Here is a 20,286-nt window from a genome sequence, read left to right on the forward strand (position 1 = left end):
TTACACTTGGCGGCGTGCCTCAACTACGCCTCGCCCTGAACCAGATCGACTCGCGCGTCGGCGACATCGCCGGAAACGCGGACTCGGTCCTCCGCTGGACCCGGCACTCCGCCGAGCAGGGAGCGCACCTCGTGGCGTTCCCGGAGATGGTGCTGACCGGGTACCCCGTCGAGGATCTCGCCCTGCGCTCCTCCTTCGTGGAGGCGTCCCGCGCGGCCCTGCGCTCCCTCGCCACGCGCCTCGCCGACGAGGGCTTCGGTGAGCTGCCGGTGGTCCTCGGCTACCTCGACCGGTCCGAGAGCGACCTGCCGAAGTTCGGCCGCCCGGCCGGCTCCCCGCGCAACGCGGGCGCGGTACTGCACGGTGGCGAAGTGATCCTCACCTACGCCAAGCACCACCTCCCCAACTACGGCGTCTTCGACGAGTTCCGCTACTTCGTGCCGGGCGACACCATGCCCGTACTGCGCGTGCACGGTGTCGACGTGGCCCTGGCGATCTGCGAGGACCTCTGGCAGGACGGCGGCCGGGTCCCGGCGGCGCGCTCCGCGAAGGCGGGCCTCCTGCTCTCGGTCAACGCCTCCCCGTTCGAGCGCGACAAGGACGACACCCGCCTGGAGCTGGTCCGCAAGCGCGCCCAGGAGGCGGGCTGCACGACCGCCTACCTCGCGATGGTCGGCGGGCAGGACGAACTGGTCTTCGACGGCGACTCGATCGTGGTGGACAGGAACGGCGAGGTGATCGCACGGGCCCCCCAGTTCACGGAGGGCTGCGTGGTCCTGGACCTGGACCTGCCGGCGGCCCTGGCCGACGCCCCGACAGGCGTGGTGGACGACGGCCTGCGCATCGACCGCGTGGTGCTGTCCGAGGAACCGTTGCCGGCGTACGAGGCCGAGCAGACGGGTGCGTACGCGGAGCGCCTGGACGACGACGAGGAGATGTACTCGGCGCTGGTGGTCGGCCTGCGCGCGTACGTGACGAAGAACGGCTTCAGGTCGGTCCTGATCGGCCTGTCCGGCGGTATCGACTCGGCCCTGGTCGCGGCGCTGGCGTGCGACGCGGTGGGCGCGGAGAACGTGTACGGCGTGGCGATGCCGTCGAAGTACTCGTCGGACCACTCGATCGGCGACGCGGCGGATCTGGCGGAGCGTACGGGCCTCAACCTCCGTACGGTGCCGATCTCGCCGATGTTCGACGCGTACATGGGCTCGCTGGACCTCACGGGCCTGGCGGAGGAGAACCTCCAGTCCCGCCTGCGCGGCACGATGCTGATGGCGATCTCCAACCAGGAGGGGCACATCGTGCTGGCGCCCGGCAACAAGTCGGAACTGGCGGTGGGTTACTCGACGCTGTACGGCGACTCGGTGGGCGCGTACGGCCCGATCAAGGACGTGTACAAGACGTCGGTCTTCCGGCTCGCCAAGTGGCGCAACAGGGCTGCGGTTGAGCGGGGCCAGACGCCGCCGATCCCGGAGAACTCGATCACCAAGCCGCCGAGCGCGGAGTTGCGTCCGGGCCAGATCGACACGGACTCCCTCCCCGACTATCCGGTACTGGACGCGATTCTGGAGCTGTACGTGGACCGGGACTCGGGTGCCGACGCGATCGTGGCGGCCGGGTACGACGCGGAACTGGTGACCCGGGTGCTGCGGATGGTGGACACGGCGGAGTACAAGCGGCGGCAGTATCCGCCGGGCACGAAGATCTCGCCGAAGGGCTTCGGGAAGGACCGGCGGCTGCCTATTACGAATGGGTGGCGGGAGTCGGTTTGAGGGGTGGGACATGCCGGGTGGCGAAGTGGGCGCGTGCATCCTCCCCAGCGGGCACAGCGGGGATCACCGGGACCCGTGGGGCGGCACGTGGAACGTGATCCCGCTCTACCACAGGGGGACAGAGAGTGACTCACGCCCTGCGGCCGGCCTGGACGCCCGATCCCCCGTACGTGTCCAGCCTCTGCACCATCGGCACCCACGACCAGTGCCGGGACGCGAAGTCCCGGGAGAGCGGCATTCCGGAACTGCGCTACCTGGTGTGCACGTGCTGCTGCCACCGTGTGAGTCCGGTCCCGGTGAACGAAGCAAGTCAGAGCTGAGGACAGGTACGCGCGTACGGCGCTCTCACCGGGCGACGAGTCGGAGACCTCAGCGGACCACGTCGAAGACGTTCTTCTGGAGGCCGTTGGCGTACGTCTCGGACTCGACGAGCTTCAGCTTCTGGGTGTCCTTGTCCGTGGCGCTGAACAGGCGCTTGCCCGCGCCGAGCAGCAGCGGGAAGACCAGCAGGTGGTAGCGGTCGATCAGGCCGGCGTCGGAAAGGTCGCGGGTGAGGGTGGCGCTGCCGTGGATGATGATCGGGCCGCCCTCGGTCTCCTTCAGTGCGGCGACGTCGTCGAGCGAGCGCAGGATCGTGGTCTCGCCCCAGTTCGGGACCAGGTCGTCCTCGGTGAGGGTGGTGGAGACGACGTACTTGGGCATCACCTTGTAATCGGCGAAGTCCTCCATGTTCGGCCAGACCGGGCTGAACGCCTCGTAGCTGACACGGCCCATCATCATCGCGGCGGCTTCCTTCTGTTCCCGGCCCTTGATCTCGAAGGCCTCCGGGAGGAACTCGACGTCCTTGAAGGTCCAGCCGGAGTTCCGGTAGCCGGGCTCGCCGCCCGGGGCCTCCACGACTCCGTCGAGCGAGACAAAGGCGGTGCTGATCAGGGTGCGCATCTCGGGTCTCCTGGCTGCGTCTGGTGGCTGGTTCTCAGCCGTTTCTACCCTGACTGACTCCGGGGCGCGGCAAAACTCATCGGCGATCGGGCAGAGGCCTTCGAGGGCACCCTGGAATCAAGCCGTAAACGGGCGGGTGGGTGGGAAATCAACCCCTCAGTGGTGCACCTTCTCCGCCCGCACAGGCACATGCGACGCCACCACACGCTCCCGCCCAGCCGACGGAGTCACCGCGCGTCGGTCCACCACGTACGCCACCCCCGCAACCCCCAGGCCCAGCAGCGCCAAAGCCGCGCCGACCAGCGCCGGAGACGTCACGCCGAAGCCCGCCGCCAGGGCGAGGCCGCCGATCCACGCTCCCCCGGCGTTCGCCAGGTTGAAGGCCGCCTGGTTGGCGGAGGATGCCAGGGACGGGGCCGCCGACGCCCGCTCCATCACCATCAGGTTGAGCGGCGAGCCCGTGACGAACGCCGCCACGCCGAGCAGCGTGACCGCCAGCGCCGCGCTCCACGCCGTACTCATCAGCAGCGGGAACGCGCCCAGGACCACGACCAGCGACACCAGACCGCCGAACAGCGTGCCCCGCATCGAGTGGTCCGCGAGCCGGCCACCCACCAGGTTGCCGATGGTGGCGCCCACGCCGAACAGGGCCAGCAGCAGCGTCACGCTGGAGTCGGCGTACCCGGCGGAGTCCGTGAGCATCGGGGTGATGTAGCTGTACGCCGAGAACAGGGCGCCGAAGCCCGCGACCGTCGTACCGAGGGCCAGCCAGACCGGCAGCGACCTCAGGGCGGCCAGTTCGCCGCGCAGCCCCGCCACCGGGGTTTCCGCCCGGCCGTGCGGGATCAGCAGCGCCAGGGCCGCTATCGCCGCGACGCCGATCACGCTCACGCCGAGGAAGGTGGTCCGCCAGCCCAGCTGCTGGCCCATGGCCGTCGCCACCGGGACGCCGACCACGTTCGCGACCGTCAGGCCCAGGAACATCAGGGAGACCGAGCGGGCCTTGCGCTCCGGGGCGACCATGCTCGTGGCCACCACCGCGCCCACGCCGAAGAAGGCGCCGTGCGGCAGCCCGCTCAGGAAGCGGGCGGCCAGCAGGTAGTCGTAGGTCGGTGCGAACGCCGACAGGGCGTTGCCCGCCACGAACAGGGCCATCAGGCCGATGAGGACCTTGCGGCGCGCCAACCGGGCCGTGACCGCCGCGAGCAGCGGGGCTCCGATGACGACGCCGATCGCGTACGCCGACACCAGGTGCCCGGCGGACGGGATCGAGACGCCCAGGTCGTCGGCGACGTCGGGCAGCAGGCCCATCATCACGAACTCGGTCGTGCCGATGCCGAAAGCACCCACGGCCAGGGCGAGCAGGGCCAGGGGCGTGGTCCTGCGGGTGGACAGGGTGGTCGGCGGCGTGGTCGGCGTGGGCCGGGACATCAGAGCGCGGGGCCTTTCGAAGGGTGCGGCGGGCGTACGTCCGTACAGCTTATGTTCACGTACGGAACAAAGACTGCCAGGCCCAGTATTCCCGCGGCGATCCCCCGGGTTACGAGCCCGTTGCCGATGCCGGAACCTTCACCCTCGCCGCGATCGGCAGATGGTCGCTCGCCGTGCGCGGCAGTGACCACGAGCTGACCGGTTCCACGCCCTGCACCATGATCTGGTCGATCCGCGCCAGCGGGAACGACGCCGGCCAGCTGAATCCGAACCCGCTGCCCGACGCGCCCTGTGTGGAGCGCATCTGGGCGGTGACGGCGTTGAGCGCGCGGTCGTTCATCGTGCCGTTCAGGTCGCCGAGCAGGATCTTGCGCGTCAGCTTGTCGTCGTAGAGCGCCTCGCCCAGCGCGTCCGCGCTCCGGTCGCGCTGGCGGGCCGTGAACCCGGCCTCCAGCTTCACGCGTACCGAGGGGAGGTGGGCGACGTACACCGCGACCGGTCCCTCCGGCGTCGCCACGGTGGCGCGCATCGCGCGGGTCCAGCCCAGCCTGATGTCCACCGGCCGGGAGGCGCTGATGGGGTACTTGCTCCACAGCCCGACCGTGCCCTGCACCGAGTGGTACTTGAAGGTCGACGCGAGGGCCTTCTCGTACGTCGGGACCGCCGTCTCCGTCAGCTCCTCCAGGGCGAGGAGGTCGGCGCCGGAGCCCGCCACCTCGCGGGCGGTGCCGGACGGGTCCGGGTTCTCCGCGTTGACGTTGTGGGTGGCCACCGTCAGGTTGCCGCCGGTGCCCGCGTTGCTGCCGAGCAGCCCGCCGAAGAGGTTGAACCAGACCGCCGTGGGCAGCACCACCGCGATCAGTGCGGTCGCGGAGCGCCGGATCAGCGCGATGAGGAGCAGCAGCGGTACGGAGATGATGCCGAACCAGGGCAGGAACGTCTCGCTGAGGCTGCCGAGGTTGCCGATCCGGTTGGGGATCTGCGCGTGCAGCACCATCACCAGGGCGAGCAGGACCGCCAGCGCCGCCGTGATCAGGCCCCGGCGCCAGATTCTCGGATCACCTCGCCAGCCGGCCGTCAGACGGCTCATCAGGCGCCGAAGCCGGGGCCCCCGGCGCTCGGGTCCCGAGCCTCCGTTGTCCGTCTCCGCCATGTACGCCTGCTGGGCCATACCGTCGCCTCACAACCTGCCGTGCACACCGTCCGTCCCCCGCGCCTAAGACCCTAGGGGATGATCGGTTCCGATCTCGCCGTCTCATGACGGCCGTACGGGGACGATGACGAACAAGTCGGCACGACCAGTTCCGGTTGCCGCCCGCAGACGGTCCTCTGTGACGAAACACGCACAGTCGGGCGTCGACCGGCCCGACAGGCGTACGAATTGCTGGTTACGGGGCCGCCGGCCGCAGACCTTCCAGCAGCGTGTCGACGATCTGCTCGGCGAGGCCCTCCGGCAGGTCCCCTTCTGGGCGCAGCACGACGCGCAGAAGCATGGGGCCGAGGAAGAGGTCGTACATCATCGTGACGTCGATGTCCGCGCGTACCTCGCCGCTCCGCTGGCCGCGGCGCAGGAGTTCGGCACCGAGTTGTCGGCGCGGTTCGACGACGGTGGCGTGGTAGGCGGCCCAGAGTTTGGGGCTGCTCTTCATCTGGGCCTGGACGTTGTGCAGGAGGGCCGAGGACCGGCCCGCGAGTCCGCGCCGGCGCAGCGCCTCCAGGAGGACGACCAGGTCGTCGCGCATCGACGTGCCGGGCAGCTCCGGGTCGGCGGGCTCCATGACCCGCATGACGTCGACGAAGAGCTCCTCCTTGCCCGGCCAGCGGCGGTAGATGGTCGCCTTGCCGACACCGGCGGTACGGGCCACCCGCTCGATGGAGATGTCCGCGAGCGGTACCCCCTCCTCCAGGAGCTGCATCACGCCCTCGATGATGGAGCGCTCCACGGCTTCGCTCCGGGGGCGGCCACGGGTGCCGCTCCGACCGGCCGGGCCGTCCGGGCCATCCGCGAGGTTCACGCGACCTGCTCCTTTCCTCGTTCTGTTGTCTTGTTCGTTTCTGCCTGTCTTGTCGTTCTGTTGTCTTGTTCGTTTCTGCCTGTCTTGTCGTTCTGCTGTCTTGTCTTCCGGTCCTCCGGCGCCCTGCGGTTCTGCGGTTCTGAGTCCCGCGTCGATTCTCCCCGCTGCTCAGTGGTCCGCTGACGTCAACTGCGGCTTCTCCTCGGCCTCTTGGGGTGCTTCCGGGCGGCCCGGCAGGCACAGGGCGACCACCAGGGCGCCCAGGAGGGCAACGCCCGCACCGCACAGCGCGGTGAGGTGCATCGCGTGCAGGAACGCGTCGTTGGCGGGGGCCACCAGAGAGTCGCCCCGGGGGCCGAGCTTCGCGGCGACACCGAGGGTGGCCTCGATGGACTCGCCCGCTGTGTGCCGTACGTCGGCGGGCAGCGCGCCGAGCTTGTCCTCGATGCCGCCGCGGTAGGCCGCCGAGAGGACGGAGCCGAGTACGGCGATGCCCAGCGCGCCGCCGACCTGGCGGAAGGTGTTGCTGAGCGCGGAGGCGGAGCCGGCCTTCTCGCGGGGCAGGGCCTGCATGATGACGACGCTGGTCGGCGTCATGATGTGCGCCATGGCGGTGCCCATGAGGAAGAAGACGACTTCCAGCACCCAGATCGGGGTGTCGGTCCCGAACGTGGCGAACGCGGCAAGGGTCGCGGCGATCAGGAGCATGGCGGCGGTGGTCGTGGCCCGGTTGCCGAAACGGTCGACGGCCAGCCGGGCGCGCGGCGCGAAGATCAGCTGGGCGGCGGCCAGTGGCAGCATCAGCAGACCGGTCTGGAGGGGCGAGTAGCCGCGCACGCTCTGGGTGTAGAAGACCGAGAAGAAGGTCACACCCATCAGCGCGAAGAAGACGAGCGCGATGACCGACATCGCGGTCGCGAAGGTCTTGTCGCGGAAGTACGTCACGTCTATGGACGGGTGGTCGCTGCGCTTCTCGAACAGCACGAAGCCGACGAGTACGGCGAGACCGGCGCCGATGGTCGCCAGCACCTGCGGGTCGGTGAAGTCTGCGAGCTGGCCGCCCTTGATGACGCCGTAGACGAGCAGCACGAGCCCGACGACGGACAGCACGACCCCGACGGGGTCGACACGGCCTGGCTTCGGGTCGCGGGAGTCGGGCACCAGGACCGTCATCAGGACGAGCGCGATGATCACGATCGGCACGTTGATCAGGAAGACGGAACCCCACCAGAAGTGGTCGAGGAGGATGCCTCCGGTGATCGGCCCGATGGCGATGGCGAGCCCGACACCGCCGGCCCAGATACCGATCGCCTTGGGCTGCTCCTCGCGCTCGAAGACGTTCATCAGGACGGCGAGGGTGGCGGGCATCACGAAGGCGGCACCCAGGCCCATCACGGCCCGGAAGAGGATGAGCTCGGTGGGCGAGCCGGCGAAGGCGGCGAAGGCGGAGCCGAGGCCGAACACGGCGAGACCGCCGAGCAGCACCTTCTTGCGGCCGAGCCGGTCGCCGAGGATCCCGGCGGTGAACAGCAGCCCGGCGAAGACGAGGGTGTAGGCGTTGATCGCCCACTCCAGCTCGCTCTGGGTGGCGCCCAGGCCGGTCGGGGCGGGAGTGGAGATCGTTCTGATGGCGACGTTGAGGATGGAGTTGTCGAGCACCACGATCAGCAGGCTGAGCATGAGCACGCCGAGGATCACCCAGCGTCGCCGGTGCACGGCCTCGGGGATCCGGGGGCCGAGGGTGGGTGAACCGGCGGGAGTAGTCATGACGGCAAGCCTAGAGCCGTTCCGATACGATACCGTCTCGTATCGGAATCCTTTACCGAGAACTTACCGCGGCGCGAGATGTTTCGCACAGAGGGCGTCCTCCCCGGGCGACCACTAGCCGTCCCGGGACGGGAGGTGCCACCATGGTGGTGATCCGGGGACGCCGTCAGGGTGCCTCGAGATGATTGAAGGAGCCGTTGCCATGACGCAGCTTCAGCCTGCCCACCAGGCCTCCGCCGGCAGCACCAACGCGACGAACGCGCTGTACGGAGGCAAGGGCACCCGCCGCATCACGGTCCGGGACATCACCGCCGCCAAGGAACGCGGCGAGAAGTGGCCCATGCTCACCGCGTACGACGCGATGACCGCGTCCGTCTTCGACGAGGCCGGTATCCCGGTCATGCTGGTCGGCGACTCGGCGGGCAACTGTCACCTGGGGTACGAGTCGACGGTTCCCGTGACCCTCGACGAGATGACCATGCTGTCGGCGGCCGTCGTCCGCGGTACGAGCCGGGCGCTGATCGTCGGCGACCTGCCCTTCGGTTCCTACCAGGAGGGCCCGGTGCAGGCGCTGCGCTCGGCCACCCGGCTGGTGAAGGAGGCGGGGGTCGGTGCCGTCAAGCTGGAGGGCGGCGAGCGCTCGCACCGCCAGATCGAGTTGCTGGTCGAATCCGGCATCCCGGTGATGGCCCACATCGGCCTGACACCCCAGTCCGTGAACTCCATGGGGTACCGGGTCCAGGGGCGCGGCGAGGAGGCCGCCCAGCAGTTGCTGCGGGACGCGAAGGCCGTGCAGGACGCGGGGGCGTTCGCGGTGGTCCTGGAGCTGGTGCCGGCGGAGCTGGCCGCGGAGGTCACGCGGACGCTGCACATCCCCACGGTGGGGATCGGGGCGGGTGTGGAGACGGACGCGCAGGTGCTGGTGTGGACGGACATGCTGGGGCTGACCGGGGGGCGGATGCCGAAGTTCGTCAAGCAGTACGCGAATCTGCGTGAGGTCATGGGGAGCGCGGCGAAGGCGTTCGCGGAGGATGTGACCGGCGGGACGTTCCCGGCGGAGGAGCACTCCGTGCACTGACCGTCCGCTGCCCGTCCACCGGGTTCACGGATCCAACAGAGCCACTGCGGTACGAGAGCAGCCCGCCGACTCCCCCATCGGCGGGCTGCGGCTTTGACCCGTCCCATCCCGTTCCTGGGGGCTGCGCCCCCAGACGGGCTGGATGTGCCCGGGCCTGGGCTGGAGAAACGGGTGGGCGGGAAACACCGGCCGGGCTGAACAGGCCTCATCCCTGACCACCGGGCGAGGCGAGGCGCCCCAGGCCCGCGCCGGATACAGGCGGTGAACGGGTGGGTGGGTGGGTGGGAAACAAGGCCCGGGCGGGCGCGATCGCGGGTGTCGGTGGTCTGTAGGCGGTTTGTCGGTGGGGGGTGACAGGTTCGTCCCATGACGCGAATCGACAACCGCCCCACCGACGGGGTCACACGTGCCGTTTCCGTGCGGGGGCTGGTCAAGCACTACGGCGAGACGAAGGCGCTGGACGGCGTCGACCTGGACGTCCGGGAAGGCACCGTACTCGGGGTGCTCGGACCCAACGGCGCCGGCAAGACCACCCTTGTACGCATCCTCTCCACCCTGCTGCAGCCCGACTCCGGGCATGCGACCGTCGCCGGGTACGACGTCCTGCGACAGCCCCGGCAGCTGCGCCGGGTGATCGGTCTCACCGGGCAGTACGCCTCCGTGGACGAGAAGCTCCCCGGCTGGGAGAACCTGTACATGATCGGGCGGCTCCTCGACCTGCCCCGCAAGGACGCCCGCACCCGGGCCGACGAACTCCTGGAGCGGTTCTCGCTCACCGATGCCGCCAAGCGGCCCGCGAGCACGTACTCCGGCGGTATGCGGCGGCGGCTGGACCTGGCCGCCTCGATGATCGGCCGGCCACAGGTCCTCTTCCTCGACGAGCCCACCACCGGCCTCGACCCCCGCACCCGCAACGAGGTCTGGACCGAGGTCAAGCGGATGGTCGGCGACGGGGTGACCGTGCTGCTCACCACCCAGTACATGGAGGAGGCCGAACAGCTCGCCTCCGAGCTGGCCGTCATCGACCGGGGGAAGGTCGTCGCCGGCGGTGCCATCGACGCGCTGAAGGCGAAGGTCGGCGGCCGTACCCTGCGGATCCGGCCGGCCGATCCCCTGCAACTGCGCCCGCTCGCCCGTGACCTCGACGACCTCGGCATCACCGGACTCGCCACCACGACCGTGGACACCGAGAACGGCAGTGTCCTGGTGCCGGTCCTGAGCGACGAGCAGCTCACCGCCGTGACCGGCGCGGTCGTCGCACGCGGTATCACGATCTCCTCGATCTCCACCGAACTGCCCAGCCTGGACGAGGTGTTCCTGTCCCTCACCGGCCATCGCGCCGGTGCCCCGCAGGACGACGCCACCACCCCCGCCGACACCCGAGAGGAGGTCGCCGTATGAGCACCGCGACCGCGACCGTCAACGACATCCACCACGACGGCGACAAGGCCGGCCGGGACCGCGTCCAGGCGGACGGACGGATTCCGCTGCGCGGCCATCTGCGGCACACCGGTGCCCTCGTCCGCCGCAACCTGCTGTGGATCCGGCAGGACCCCGAGTCGATGGCCGACGCGCTGCTGATGCCGGTCATCTTCACCCTGCTGTTCGTGTTCGTCTTCGGCGGCTCGATCGGGCAGGCCCTGGGCGGCGGGCAGGACGGTTATGTGCAGTACGTGATCCCCGGCATGATCGCGATGATGAGCATGACGCTGTCCCAGGGCGTCGGCACCGGGTTCTGCCAGGACTTCAACTCCGGTGTCATGGACCGCTTCCGGTCGCTGCCGATCGGGCGCGGCTCGGTGCTGTTCGCCAAGATCTCGGTCGAGCTGATCCGGATGCTGTTCGCGACCACCGTGCTGATGATCGTCGCCGTCCTGGTCGGTTTCGACATCAACCACTGGCCCGGGCTGTTCGCGGCCGTGGGCCTGGCCACGCTCTTCGCCTCGTCGATCATGTGGGTGTTCCTCACCCTGGGCGTGATGATGAAGAGCGCGCAGTCCGTGCAGGCGATGGGCTTCCTGGTGCTGTTCCCGCTCCAGTTCGGTTCGTCGATCTTCGCCCCGACGCAGTCGATGCCGGGCTGGCTTCAGGCGTTCACCGACTACAACCCGCTGTCCACGCTCGCGGACGCGGCGCGCGGACTGATGGTGGGCGGCCCGGTCGCGCACGACCTGTGGGTGACCATCGGCTGGTCGGCGGCCATCACGGCGGTGATGGCGCCGGTCGCCATCCACAAGTTCCGTACGAAGAGCTGAAGAAGAAGGGCTGGAGGAGCCGACTACCGCGGTACGTCGGTGCTGTACGCGTCGGATGTCAGATGAGGACGGTCGCCTCCTCCGGGGAGAGCCGGCCGCCCTCCGCGTACGCGGCCTCGTACGCCTCGTCACTGAGCACCTCGCGGACCGCGCGCACGGAGCGGGCGCGGACCTCGCGCTCCATGTGTCCGGAGACATGGCCGGGCGGCAGCAGGGCGTCGGCGGCGCCCAGGCAGCGGGCGGCGTCGTGGGCGCGGCCGGGGTCGAAGCCGACGAGGGCGGCGGCGCCGGTGGTCAGGAAGGTGGAGCGCAGATGGGGGGCGATGGCGCGGGACAGCTCGTCGTCGGCGCGGGACACCGCCTGCCGTGCCTTGGCGAGTGCCTCCTCGTAGTGTCCTTCCACGATGTCCAGCCAGGACTCCGCGCCGAGGATGAACGCGTCGAAGACGACGAACGAGGCGGCCCTGAACTCCGAGCGCAGCAGCCGGAGTTGCTCGCGTGCCTCGGGTACCCGGTCGGTGATGCCGAGCCAGGCCGCGAGGAAGAGCCGGGCGGCGGGCATGGCCTCGTTGACCATCCCCTCCGCGTTCTCGATCACTTCGCGCAGCAGCCTTTCCCCCTCCTCGTTCCGGCCCGCCTCCAGGAACACGTTGCCGAGGCGGGCGGCGAGCACGGTTTTCTGGGCGCGGGCGCCGAGCTGTTCGGCCAGTTCTATGGCGTCCCGGAAGTCGGTGGCGGCGGCGTCGTACTCGGCCTTGCGTTCATGGGCCTCGCCGCGTGCGGAGAGCGCCTCGGCGGCGCCCCAGGCGTCCCCGAGGCGCCGGAAGATCTCCAGCGACTCGTCGGCGTCACGGGTCGCGTCACCGGCCCAGTCGCTGCGGTTGGCGAGGACGTTGGCGCGCATCTGCAGACAGGCGGCGAGTTCCCACTCGTAGCCGGGTGCCGCGTCGCGGCAGGTGCGCACGGATTCGCCGACGATGACGCTGAGCCGCTCCATGTCGCGGGTGAGCATGACGGCGTAGAACCAGAGGATGCCTGGGTAGCGGCAGGTCTGCGGGGCGCCGGGTTCGTAGACCTGGGTGATGGCGCGCAGCTTCTGCCTGGCCTCCGGCGTCTGCCAGGCCTCCAACTCCAGGTCCATGGAGGCGAGATGGATGAGGTGGACACCGCGCCGGGCCTCTTCGAGGAGCTCGCCGTTCCAGGGGGGCGGGGTGTCCGTGCAGCGCTCCCACACGGGCCGGGCCGGGCGGATCGGGAGGGCGAAGGGGTCGGGGCCGAGGTTCATGACCTCGCGGGACCAGTTGCGGCCGGCGAGGCGGAGATCGCGCATCTGCCAGTACCAGGAGATCGACAGGACGAGGCAGAGCGCCTCCTGTTCGTCGCGCGCGGTGACGGCGTGACGGAGGGCGGCGCGGAGGTTCTCACTCTCCCCCTGGAACACGTCGAGCGCGGCCAGTTGGCCTGGTCCGCGCAGCAACGGGTCGGTGGTGCGGGCGAGTTCACGGAAGTACGTGAGGTGCGCGCGCTCCGCTTCGGAGCGGGCGCCCGACTCGTCGAGGCGCTCACCGGAGTACTCGGCGACGGTCTCCAGGAGCCGGTAGCGCATCGTGCCGTTGTCGTCCGAAGGGGCGGCCACGACAAGGGACTTGTCGACGAGCGAGCCGAGCGCTTCGAGCGCGACGGGCCCGCACACCGCTTCGGCGGCGGGGAGGTCGCAGCCGCCCGCGAAGACGGACAGCCGCCGCAGGACGTCCCGTTCGTCGGTGTCGAGCAGGTCCCAGGACCAGTCGACGACGGCACGCAGGGTCTGCTGGCGGGGCAGGACGGTACGGCTGCCGGAGGTGAGCAGCCGGAAACGGTCGTCGAGGCGGCCGGCGATCTGCCGCAGCGACAGCATCCGCAGCCGGGCGGCGGCCAGTTCGATGGCGAGGGGCAGCCCGTCGAGCCGCCGGCAGATCTCGGCGGCGGCCTCCGGATCGTCCTCGACCCGGAACCCGGGCCGGGCGGCTGCCCCGCGGTCGGCGAGCAGCCGGAGCGCGACGGGCTCGGGCAGCGGTTCGACTGGACGCACCAACTCCCCCGGTACGCCCAGGGGTTCACGGCTGGTGGCGAGCACGGTGACTCCCGGGCAACGCGCCAGCAGCTCCGCGACGAGGTGCGCGGCGGCGGCGATGACATGCTCGCAGTTGTCGAGGAGGATCAGCATCCGCCGGTTCGCGCAGTGCTCGGTGAGGCGTACGAGGGGGTCGTCGTGGCGTTCGGCGGAGGCGGCGCGCAGTTCCTCGGCGCCGGCACCGCGCAGCACGGTCTCGCGGGCCCCGACGGCGGTGAGTACGGCTTCGGGGACCGCGTCCGGGTCGACGACGGGCGCGAGTTCGGCCAGCCACACCCCGTCCGGTGCGGCGTCCCGTGTCCCGCCCCACGGCCGGTCTCCCGGACCGTCCCGCAGGGCTTCGGCGGCCTCCTGCGACAACCGTGTCTTCCCGGCCCCGCCGGGCCCGAGCAACGTCACGAGCCGGGCGGCGGCCAGATCCCCCCGGATGGCCTCGATGTCCGACTCCCGGCCGACGAACGAGGTGAGGCGGGCGCGCAGGTTGCCCGGGGGCGGCGATGCGGGCGGGGGTGGGGTGCCGGGCGGGACGGGAGACCGGGCCTGGACCGGGCCGCCCCGTGCGGGAGCCGCGCCCACGGGGTTCGCGGCCCCGCCGCCGGAGGCAGGGGCGGTCGCGCCCCACGCGTCTTGGGGTGCTTCGTCCGGATTCAGCAACTCCGCGTGCAGCGCCCGGAGTTCGGGGCCGGGGTCCACGCCGAGCCGGTCCGCGAGCAGCCGGCGTACGTCCTCGTAGGCGGCCAGTGCCTGGGCCGGGCGGCCCGCGTCGCGCAGTGCGCGCAGGCGGAGGGCCTGGAGGGACTCGTCCAGGGGGTGGCTGTCGCACAGGGCGGTCAGCTCGGGCAGTGACTGTTCCGCGCCGCCCAGGGCCAGGGCGGCGGTGAGGCGGGCGCGGCGGGTGTCCAGGCGGCGGGTCTCCCAGCGGGCCGCCTCGGCGGTGCGGTCGGGAAGGTCCGCGAGGGCCGGACCGTGCCACAGGGCGAGGGCGTCGTCGAGGACGACGGCTGCCTTGGCGGGGTCGCGGTCGGCCAGTGCGCGCGTGCCCTCGTCCGCGAGCCGCCCGAACCGGTGCAGGTCGACGTCGTCCGGCGCGGCGCACAGCCGGTAGCCGCCCTCGGCCGAGGCGATGGTGTCCGGGCCTAGCGCCCGGCGCAGCCGGCCGACCAGGGCCTGTAGCGCGGCCGTCGCGTCGGCGGGCGCTTGCCCGTTCCACACCTCCGCCACCAGGACGCCCGCGGGCACGGTCCGGCCGGGCCGTAGGGCGAACACGGTCAGCAGGGCGCGCAGCCGCGCACCGCCGACCGGGACGAGGGTGCCGTCGGGACGGAGAGCCTGGGTGGTGCCGAGGATGCGATAGCGCACGGGTCCATTCTCTCCGGGGGCGGTCGCGTGGCGCGCGTGGGTTTACGCGCGCGTGAACGGGGAGAGGTCCAGGATCTCCGGGTACCTCCAGGAACCTCCGACCCTGGGTGGGGCGTTCCTCACAGGGCACGGGTACCGTCGACCCGCCCGCACCAGCCGCGTACGGCGTTTCCCCGCCGAGTCCCCTCAGGAGTCCCGCCCCATGACCACCGCCACCACCCGCAACAGCGACCGGCGGATCAGCCCGGTCTTCGTCGGGATCCTGGCCGTCACGGCGGTCACGGGCTGGGCCACCTGGACCGGGTTCGCCGAACAGCCCGGCGTCGCCGTGTTCCTGTTCGTGACGGCCGCGTGGATCGTGTCGCTGTGTCTGCACGAGTACGCGCACGCGCGCACCGCGCTGCACGGGGGCGACATCACGGTGGGGGCCAAGGGGTACCTCACCCTCAATCCGCTCAAGTACACGCACGCGCTGCTCAGCATCGTGCTGCCGGTGATCTTCGTGATCATGGGCGGGATCGGGCTGCCGGGCGGCGCCGTCTTCATCGAGCGGAACCGCATCCACGGCCGCTGGAAGCACAGTCTGATCTCGGCCGCCGGTCCGCTGACGAACGTCCTGTTCGCGGCGGTGTGCGCGGCGCCGTTCTGGCTGGGCGCGCTGGACGGCGTACCCACCGAATTCCGGTTCGCGCTCGCCTTCCTGGCCCTGCTCCAGGCCACGGCGGCGATCCTGAACTCCCTGCCGGTGCCCGGTCTCGACGGCTACGGGGTCATCGAGCCCTGGCTGTCGTACAGGATCAAGCGCCAGGTGGAGCCGTTCGCGCCGTTCGGGCTGCTGTTCGTGTTCGCGGTGCTGTGGATCCCGTCCGTGAACGGCGCGTTCTTCGACGTGATCGACACGGTGCTGCGTGGTCTGGGGATCGCCGAGGTCGAGACGTACTGCGGTCAGGCGCTGTACCGCTTCTGGCAGGGGACGAACGAGTTCTGCTCGGTCACCTGACGGAGCGGCGCTCGGCGGACCGGGCGCGCCGGGCGTAGTACCAGCACATGTTGGACGCCAGCCCGGCCAGCAGTACCCACACGATCCCCAGCAGGTTGCCCTGGACGAAGGACACGACGGCGGCAGCCACGGCGAGCACGCAGACGATGAGGGCGTAGAGGGCGAGCCGGGGCATGGGGTGAGCTCCTGTCGGGGGACACTGCCGGAAACCCGTCCAGTGTCCCCCATCCGCTCAGATGTCGGTGACGCGCAGGCCCGCGTGGGCCTTGTAGCGGCGGTTGACGGAGATCAGGTTGGCGACCAGCGACTCGACCTGGTGGGCGTTGCGGAGCCGGCCCGCGAAGACTCCGCGCATGCCGGGGATGCGGCCGGCGAGGGCCTGCACGATCTCCACGTCCGCCCGCTCCTCGCCGAGGACCATCACGTCCGTGTCGATCTCCTCGATCGCCGGGTCCTGGAGCAGGACGGCCGACAGGTGGTGGAAGGCGGCCGTGACCCGGGAGTCCGGCAGCAGGGCGGCGGCCTGCTCGGCGGCGCTGCCCTCCTCCGGCTTCAGCGCGTAGGCGCCCTTCTTGTCGAAGCCGAGCGGGTTCACGCAGTCGACGACGAGCTTGCCGGCCAGTTCCTCGCGCAGGGATTCGAGGGTCTTGCCGTGTCCGTCCCAGGGCACGGCGACGATCACGATGTCGCTGCGGCGCGCGGTCTCGGCGTTGTCGGCGCCCTCGACACCGTGGCCGAGTTCGTCGGCGGCGGCCTGGGCGCGGTCGGCGGCGCGCGACCCGATGATCACCTTCTGTCCGGCCCTGGCGAGCCGGTAGGCGAGGCCCTTGCCCTGCGGCCCGGTCCCGCCGAGCACGCCGACGACGAGCCCGGAGACGTCGGGAAGGTCCCAGGGGTCCTTCGCGGGAGCCTTCACGGGGGTCCCGGCCGGGGTCTGTGCACTGTCGGTAGAGGTCATGGGCCGACTTTACGTCTGTGTCCGGGGGCCCATGGGCTCAGGTGAGGTGGGTCACGGGGACCCGGCGGAAGGGGATCCTCTCGTACGGGCCGAAGTCGCCGGTCTCGAAGAGGAGTCCGACGGTGTGGGCGTCGACGCGGACGAGGTCGGAGTAGGCGGCGGGCAGGCCGTTCACCGTGTGTACCGGGCGCCAGGTGATGCCGCCGTCGGTGGAGGCACGGATGGTCATCAGGGCGCGGGCGGCGGCGTCGGCGGGGCCGGAGAAGAGGAGCAGGTCGGGGTCGCGGAGCTGGAGCACACTGGCCTGGCAGATCGGGGCGGACAGGCCGGCCTGCGGGCGGAAGGGTTTGACGAGGGTCTGGCCGCCGTCCGCGGAGTGGGCGTCGGCGCGGTTGCCGGGGGACGAGGAGTCGTTGCGGGTGTTGAAGTAGACGCGCCCGTCCGGGAGTTCGGCGGCGGTGGTCTCGTTGACGTTGATGTAGCCGTTGGTGTTCTCGTCGAGGTAGCCGATGCGCCAGGTCTCGCCGCGGTCGTCGCTGAGCAGGCAGTGGCCGCTGTTGTAGCGGGCCTCGTTGCCCAGGTCCGACCCGGTGGGCGGGATCGTGTGGTTGGCGGCGACGACGACCCGGCCGGTGCTCAGCTGGATGGCGTGGCCGGGCGTGGTGGCGTACCAGCGCCACTCCGGGTTCTTCACCTGGGCGGTGATCTCCACGGAGGAGGACCAGGTGAGGCCGTCGTCGTCGCTGTGGCGGACCCAGACACGGCGTCCGTCGGCCGCGGACACGTTGCCGAGCAGGATGTCCTTCTCGGTGACCGCGCCCGAAGCGCGGACGTAGACGAGGAGGATGCGGCCGGTGTCGAGGACGACGGGGGCGGGGTTTCCGGCGATGTTGCCGCCGTTGGTGGCGGCGACGGTGAGCGGGCCCCAGGTGTGGCCACCGTCCGTGGACCGCTTCAGGACGATGTCGATGTTCCCGTGGTCCGAGGCGGAGTCGACCCGGCCCTCGCAGAAGGCGAGCACGGTGCCGGCGTGGGTGACGACGACGGCCGGGATGCGGTAGCTGGCGTAGCCCTCCTGGCCGGACCAGAAGGGGACGCTTGTCTCCACTGTCATGTGCGGCTCCTTGCGTAGGTGGTGACGTCGACGGTGACGATGACAGTGACTGTACGTACGGGTAGTGGTTCGGGTTCTTACCCATGTTGGGCGAAATCATGGTGAAGGGAGCGCCCTGAGTTGCCTGTTGCGGCAGGATGCGCGGGCATGGACGCCGTACGGGTCGCGTTGTTGCGCGAAGTGCTCGCTGGAACGGAGTGGTTGGGGGCCACGCGGAGGTTCGCGGGGGCGTTACGGGGGTCCGTGGTGTCGTACGGGGGCGGCTTGCTGCTGGTGGGGACGCCTGCGTACGAGCCGTGGCACCTGGCGGCGCATCTGGTGGACGAGGCGACGTGGTCGGGGACGCCCGAGCTGGCCCCGACGCTCGTACGGCACGATCCGCGGACGTCCGGTCCCGGGCAGCTGTCGGTCGGGCTCGGGCGGATCGAGGCGGCGCGGCGGGGTGAGACGTTGCTGGTGGTGGCGCCGGAGGGGGTGGGCGGGGCTCTGCTGGAGCGGGTTCATGACGCTCGGCGGGGTGGGGCGAAGGTGCTGGTGCTGGGGGCGGGTGAGGGGGAGTTGGTGTCGATGGCGCACGAGTCGCTGGCGGTGCCCGATGGACTGGAGCTGGAGCTGGACCTGGACACCGTGCAGCACCTGGTGAGCGCGGCGGCCGGGGAGAACGCGGTGCCTGTCGTCCGGGGGCGGCGGGGCTTCCGTGACCGGCTGGCCCGGCTGGCGGACATCCTGACGGCGCCGCCGCCGTCCCGCTGGTGACCACGTTTCCCACCCGCCCGTCCCGGCACCTCACCCGACGTCGGCGGAACGCCGGAGAACCCTTCTTCCCTCCCGGCGAGAGCAGTCGCCGCGGAAGCCGATCCTGGGGACGGAGGCGGGCCAGGGGGCGCTGTACGCCGTACCGCTCGTGAACGCGGTCCCGCCCGAGCCGCTGTACGTGGTCGCCGCGCTCACCGCCGCCCGTGGTGCGGTGCAGCGGCCGGCGCTCGATTCCCCGATGCCGCGGGTCGTCGCCCATGAGCGTCCGCCGGCCGGCGCCTCGCCGACCCACCTGCGCAGGACGGTCGGCGAGGACGAGACGACCGGGCCGGCGAGGCGCCCCGCACGGCCGGGACCGCCGGGACCGCCGGACAGGCGGCACGCCGGACCGGCCGGGACGGGCGGACCGGCAGTCCCGGCCGGGCGCCCGAGAGGCCCGGCCGGTCGGCGGCCCCCTCAGTCCTCGCCCTCGCCGCGCGCGTGGGCGTCGTGCCACTTGGGGTCGTTCTCCCACTGGAGGTTGCGTTCGCGGGCCGTCTCCATCGCGTGTTCGGCCTCCGCGCGGGTGGCGTACGGCCCGAAGCGGTCCTTGCCCGGGCAGTCCGGGCCCTCCTCGACCTTCTTGTGCTCCAGGCAGTAGTACCACTCGCCCGGTTTGCCGACCGTGCGCTTCTTGAACAGGGCCATGGTTCGGACTCCTTTCACCACGGTCATCGTCCCCCACCAGGGCTCGTTAAACTCGCTGGCATGTCTGGCCAGTCACTGCTCGTACCAGGGGAGCTCTCTCCCATCCGTTCCGTGCCCGGAAACATCCGTCGCCCCGAGTACGTCGGCAAGCCCGCGCCGACCCCGTACACCGGGGCGGAGGTGCAGACGCCCGAGACGATCGAGGCGATGCGGATCGCCGGGCGGATCGCCGCGCGGGCGATGGCGGAGGCCGCGAAGCTCATCGCGCCCGGTGTGACCACCAACGAGCTGGACCGGGTGGCGCACGACTACATGTGCGACCACGGCGCCTATCCGTCCACCCTCGGCTACCGCGGCTTCCCCAAGTCGCTGTGCACGTCCGTCAACGAGGTCATCTGTCACGGCATCCCGGACTCGACCGTGCTGCGGGACGGCGACATCGTCAACCTCGACGTGACGGCGTACATCGGTGGGGTGCACGGCGACAACAACGCGACGTACCTGGTCGGGGACGTCGACGAGGAGAGCCGGCTGCTCGTCGAGCGGACCCGGGAGTCCCTGGACCGGGCGATCAAGGCCGTCCGGCCGGGCCGGCAGATCAACATCATCGGCCGGGTCATCGAGTCGTACGCCAAGCGCTTCGGATACGGCGTCGTCCGGGACTTCACCGGGCACGGGATCAACTCGTCGTTCCACTCCGGGCTGATCGTCCCGCACTACGACAGTCCGCACGCCACGACGGTCATCCAGCCCGGTATGACCTTCACCATCGAGCCGATGCTGACACTGGGTTCGTACGACTACGACATGTGGGACGACGGGTGGACGGTCGTCACCAAGGACCGCAAGCGCACCGCCCAGTTCGAGCACACCCTCGTGGTGACGGATGCGGGCGCGGAGATCCTGACGCTGCCGTAGCTCACACCCCACGCGCCCAGCCCGTCCTCATTCCGAGGGCGGGCTCGCCGCGTTTCTGGGTACTCTTTTGCCGACAGTCCGTCGGTAAAGCATTGACTTAGGGTACCCTTACCTTAGAGGATAT

At 70.8% G+C, this 20,286-nt stretch carries 18 protein-coding genes and 1 pseudogene; 9 read left to right on the plus strand and 10 right to left on the minus strand.

Annotated features, from left to right (window positions below):
* Window positions 1–14 precede the first annotated feature (14 nt).
* Complete coding sequence (locus IEY89_RS07915; RefSeq protein ID WP_189146577.1) at window positions 15–1,769, plus strand: NAD+ synthase; 1,755 nt, start codon at window positions 15–17, stop codon at window positions 1,767–1,769.
* 125 nt (window positions 1,770–1,894) lie between these two features.
* On the plus strand, window positions 1,895–2,089 hold the full coding sequence (locus IEY89_RS07920; protein WP_189146578.1) for a hypothetical protein: 195 nt from the start codon (window positions 1,895–1,897) through the stop codon (window positions 2,087–2,089).
* Between the two features lie 49 nt (window positions 2,090–2,138).
* Here IEY89_RS07920 and IEY89_RS07925 read toward each other — a convergent pair whose 3' ends face one another.
* The 5 genes from IEY89_RS07925 to IEY89_RS07945 form a co-directional block, all read right to left on the minus strand.
* Entirely contained in the window at window positions 2,139–2,711 is a 573-nt protein-coding gene (locus IEY89_RS07925; protein WP_189146579.1) for a dihydrofolate reductase family protein, read from the minus strand.
* A gap of 156 nt (window positions 2,712–2,867) precedes the next feature.
* A complete protein-coding gene (locus IEY89_RS07930) occupies window positions 2,868–4,142 on the minus strand; it encodes an MFS transporter (RefSeq protein WP_189146580.1) in 1,275 nt (424 codons plus the stop codon).
* Window positions 4,143–4,251: 109 nt separating this feature from the next.
* Entirely contained in the window at window positions 4,252–5,232 is a 981-nt protein-coding gene (locus IEY89_RS07935; protein WP_373287215.1) for an endonuclease/exonuclease/phosphatase family protein, read from the minus strand.
* A gap of 298 nt (window positions 5,233–5,530) precedes the next feature.
* On the minus strand, window positions 5,531–6,157 hold the full coding sequence (locus IEY89_RS07940; RefSeq protein WP_189146582.1) for a TetR/AcrR family transcriptional regulator: 627 nt from the start codon (window positions 6,155–6,157) through the stop codon (window positions 5,531–5,533).
* 168 nt (window positions 6,158–6,325) lie between these two features.
* Complete coding sequence (locus IEY89_RS07945) at window positions 6,326–7,924, minus strand: MFS transporter (protein WP_189146583.1); 1,599 nt, start codon at window positions 7,922–7,924, stop codon at window positions 6,326–6,328.
* 202 nt (window positions 7,925–8,126) lie between these two features.
* Between IEY89_RS07945 and panB the strand changes: the two genes are divergently transcribed.
* The 3 genes from panB to IEY89_RS07960 all read left to right on the plus strand — a co-directional run bounded on the left by panB (window position 8,127) and on the right by IEY89_RS07960 (window position 11,257).
* Window positions 8,127–9,002: a 3-methyl-2-oxobutanoate hydroxymethyltransferase gene (panB, locus tag IEY89_RS07950; protein WP_189146584.1), complete on the plus strand. Its 876-nt coding sequence runs from the start codon at window positions 8,127–8,129 to the stop codon at window positions 9,000–9,002.
* Between the two features lie 366 nt (window positions 9,003–9,368).
* The gene (locus IEY89_RS07955; RefSeq protein WP_189146585.1) at window positions 9,369–10,403 is read left to right on the plus strand and encodes an ATP-binding cassette domain-containing protein; all 1,035 of its coding nucleotides are present in this window, start codon (window positions 9,369–9,371) and stop codon (window positions 10,401–10,403) included.
* Window positions 10,400–11,257 carry an ABC transporter permease gene (locus IEY89_RS07960; protein WP_229695089.1) on the plus strand — a complete coding sequence of 286 codons (858 nt, stop codon included), beginning with the start codon at window positions 10,400–10,402 and terminating at the stop codon, window positions 11,255–11,257. The genes IEY89_RS07955 and IEY89_RS07960 overlap by 4 nt, the downstream gene beginning before the upstream one ends.
* A gap of 58 nt (window positions 11,258–11,315) precedes the next feature.
* On the opposite strand, the gene IEY89_RS07965 is transcribed toward IEY89_RS07960, so the two are convergent.
* On the minus strand, window positions 11,316–14,729 hold the full coding sequence (locus tag IEY89_RS07965; RefSeq protein ID WP_189146586.1) for an AfsR/SARP family transcriptional regulator: 3,414 nt from the start codon (window positions 14,727–14,729) through the stop codon (window positions 11,316–11,318).
* Between the two features lie 202 nt (window positions 14,730–14,931).
* On the opposite strand from IEY89_RS07965, the gene IEY89_RS07970 reads away from it, so the two are divergent.
* Entirely contained in the window at window positions 14,932–15,729 is a 798-nt protein-coding gene (locus IEY89_RS07970) for a site-2 protease family protein (protein WP_189146587.1), read from the plus strand.
* Here the strand turns inward: IEY89_RS07970 and IEY89_RS07975 are convergent.
* The 3 genes from IEY89_RS07975 to IEY89_RS07985 are packed head-to-tail and all read right to left on the minus strand — an operon-like array spanning window position 15,722 to window position 17,801.
* Window positions 15,722–15,904, minus strand: coding sequence for a hypothetical protein (locus tag IEY89_RS07975; protein WP_189146588.1), 183 nt, complete (start codon window positions 15,902–15,904; stop codon window positions 15,722–15,724). The two genes, IEY89_RS07970 and IEY89_RS07975, sit on opposite strands and share 8 nt — an antisense overlap.
* A gap of 57 nt (window positions 15,905–15,961) precedes the next feature.
* Window positions 15,962–16,687, minus strand: coding sequence for an NADPH-dependent F420 reductase (npdG, locus tag IEY89_RS07980; RefSeq protein ID WP_189146589.1), 726 nt, complete (start codon window positions 16,685–16,687; stop codon window positions 15,962–15,964).
* 37 nt (window positions 16,688–16,724) lie between these two features.
* The gene (locus IEY89_RS07985; protein ID WP_189146590.1) at window positions 16,725–17,801 is read right to left on the minus strand and encodes a sialidase family protein; all 1,077 of its coding nucleotides are present in this window, start codon (window positions 17,799–17,801) and stop codon (window positions 16,725–16,727) included.
* A gap of 147 nt (window positions 17,802–17,948) precedes the next feature.
* Between IEY89_RS07985 and IEY89_RS07990 the strand changes: the two genes are divergently transcribed.
* Window positions 17,949–18,557: a hypothetical protein gene (locus tag IEY89_RS07990; RefSeq protein WP_189146591.1), complete on the plus strand. Its 609-nt coding sequence runs from the start codon at window positions 17,949–17,951 to the stop codon at window positions 18,555–18,557.
* 91 nt (window positions 18,558–18,648) lie between these two features.
* Window positions 18,649–18,891 (plus strand): annotated as a pseudogene (locus IEY89_RS40465) (MFS transporter); the annotation flags it as partial.
* A gap of 122 nt (window positions 18,892–19,013) precedes the next feature.
* Here the strand turns inward: IEY89_RS40465 and IEY89_RS07995 are convergent.
* The gene (locus IEY89_RS07995) at window positions 19,014–19,244 is read right to left on the minus strand and encodes a hypothetical protein (protein ID WP_189146592.1); all 231 of its coding nucleotides are present in this window, start codon (window positions 19,242–19,244) and stop codon (window positions 19,014–19,016) included.
* Window positions 19,245–19,304: 60 nt separating this feature from the next.
* Here IEY89_RS07995 and map point away from each other — a divergent pair, with 60 nt between their 5' ends.
* The gene (gene map, locus IEY89_RS08000) at window positions 19,305–20,162 is read left to right on the plus strand and encodes a type I methionyl aminopeptidase (RefSeq protein ID WP_189146593.1); all 858 of its coding nucleotides are present in this window, start codon (window positions 19,305–19,307) and stop codon (window positions 20,160–20,162) included.
* The last annotated feature ends 124 nt before the right edge of the window (window positions 20,163–20,286 follow it).

Source organism: Streptomyces lacrimifluminis (assembly GCF_014646095.1).
GTDB classification, from domain to species: domain Bacteria; phylum Actinomycetota; class Actinomycetes; order Streptomycetales; family Streptomycetaceae; genus Streptomyces; species Streptomyces lacrimifluminis.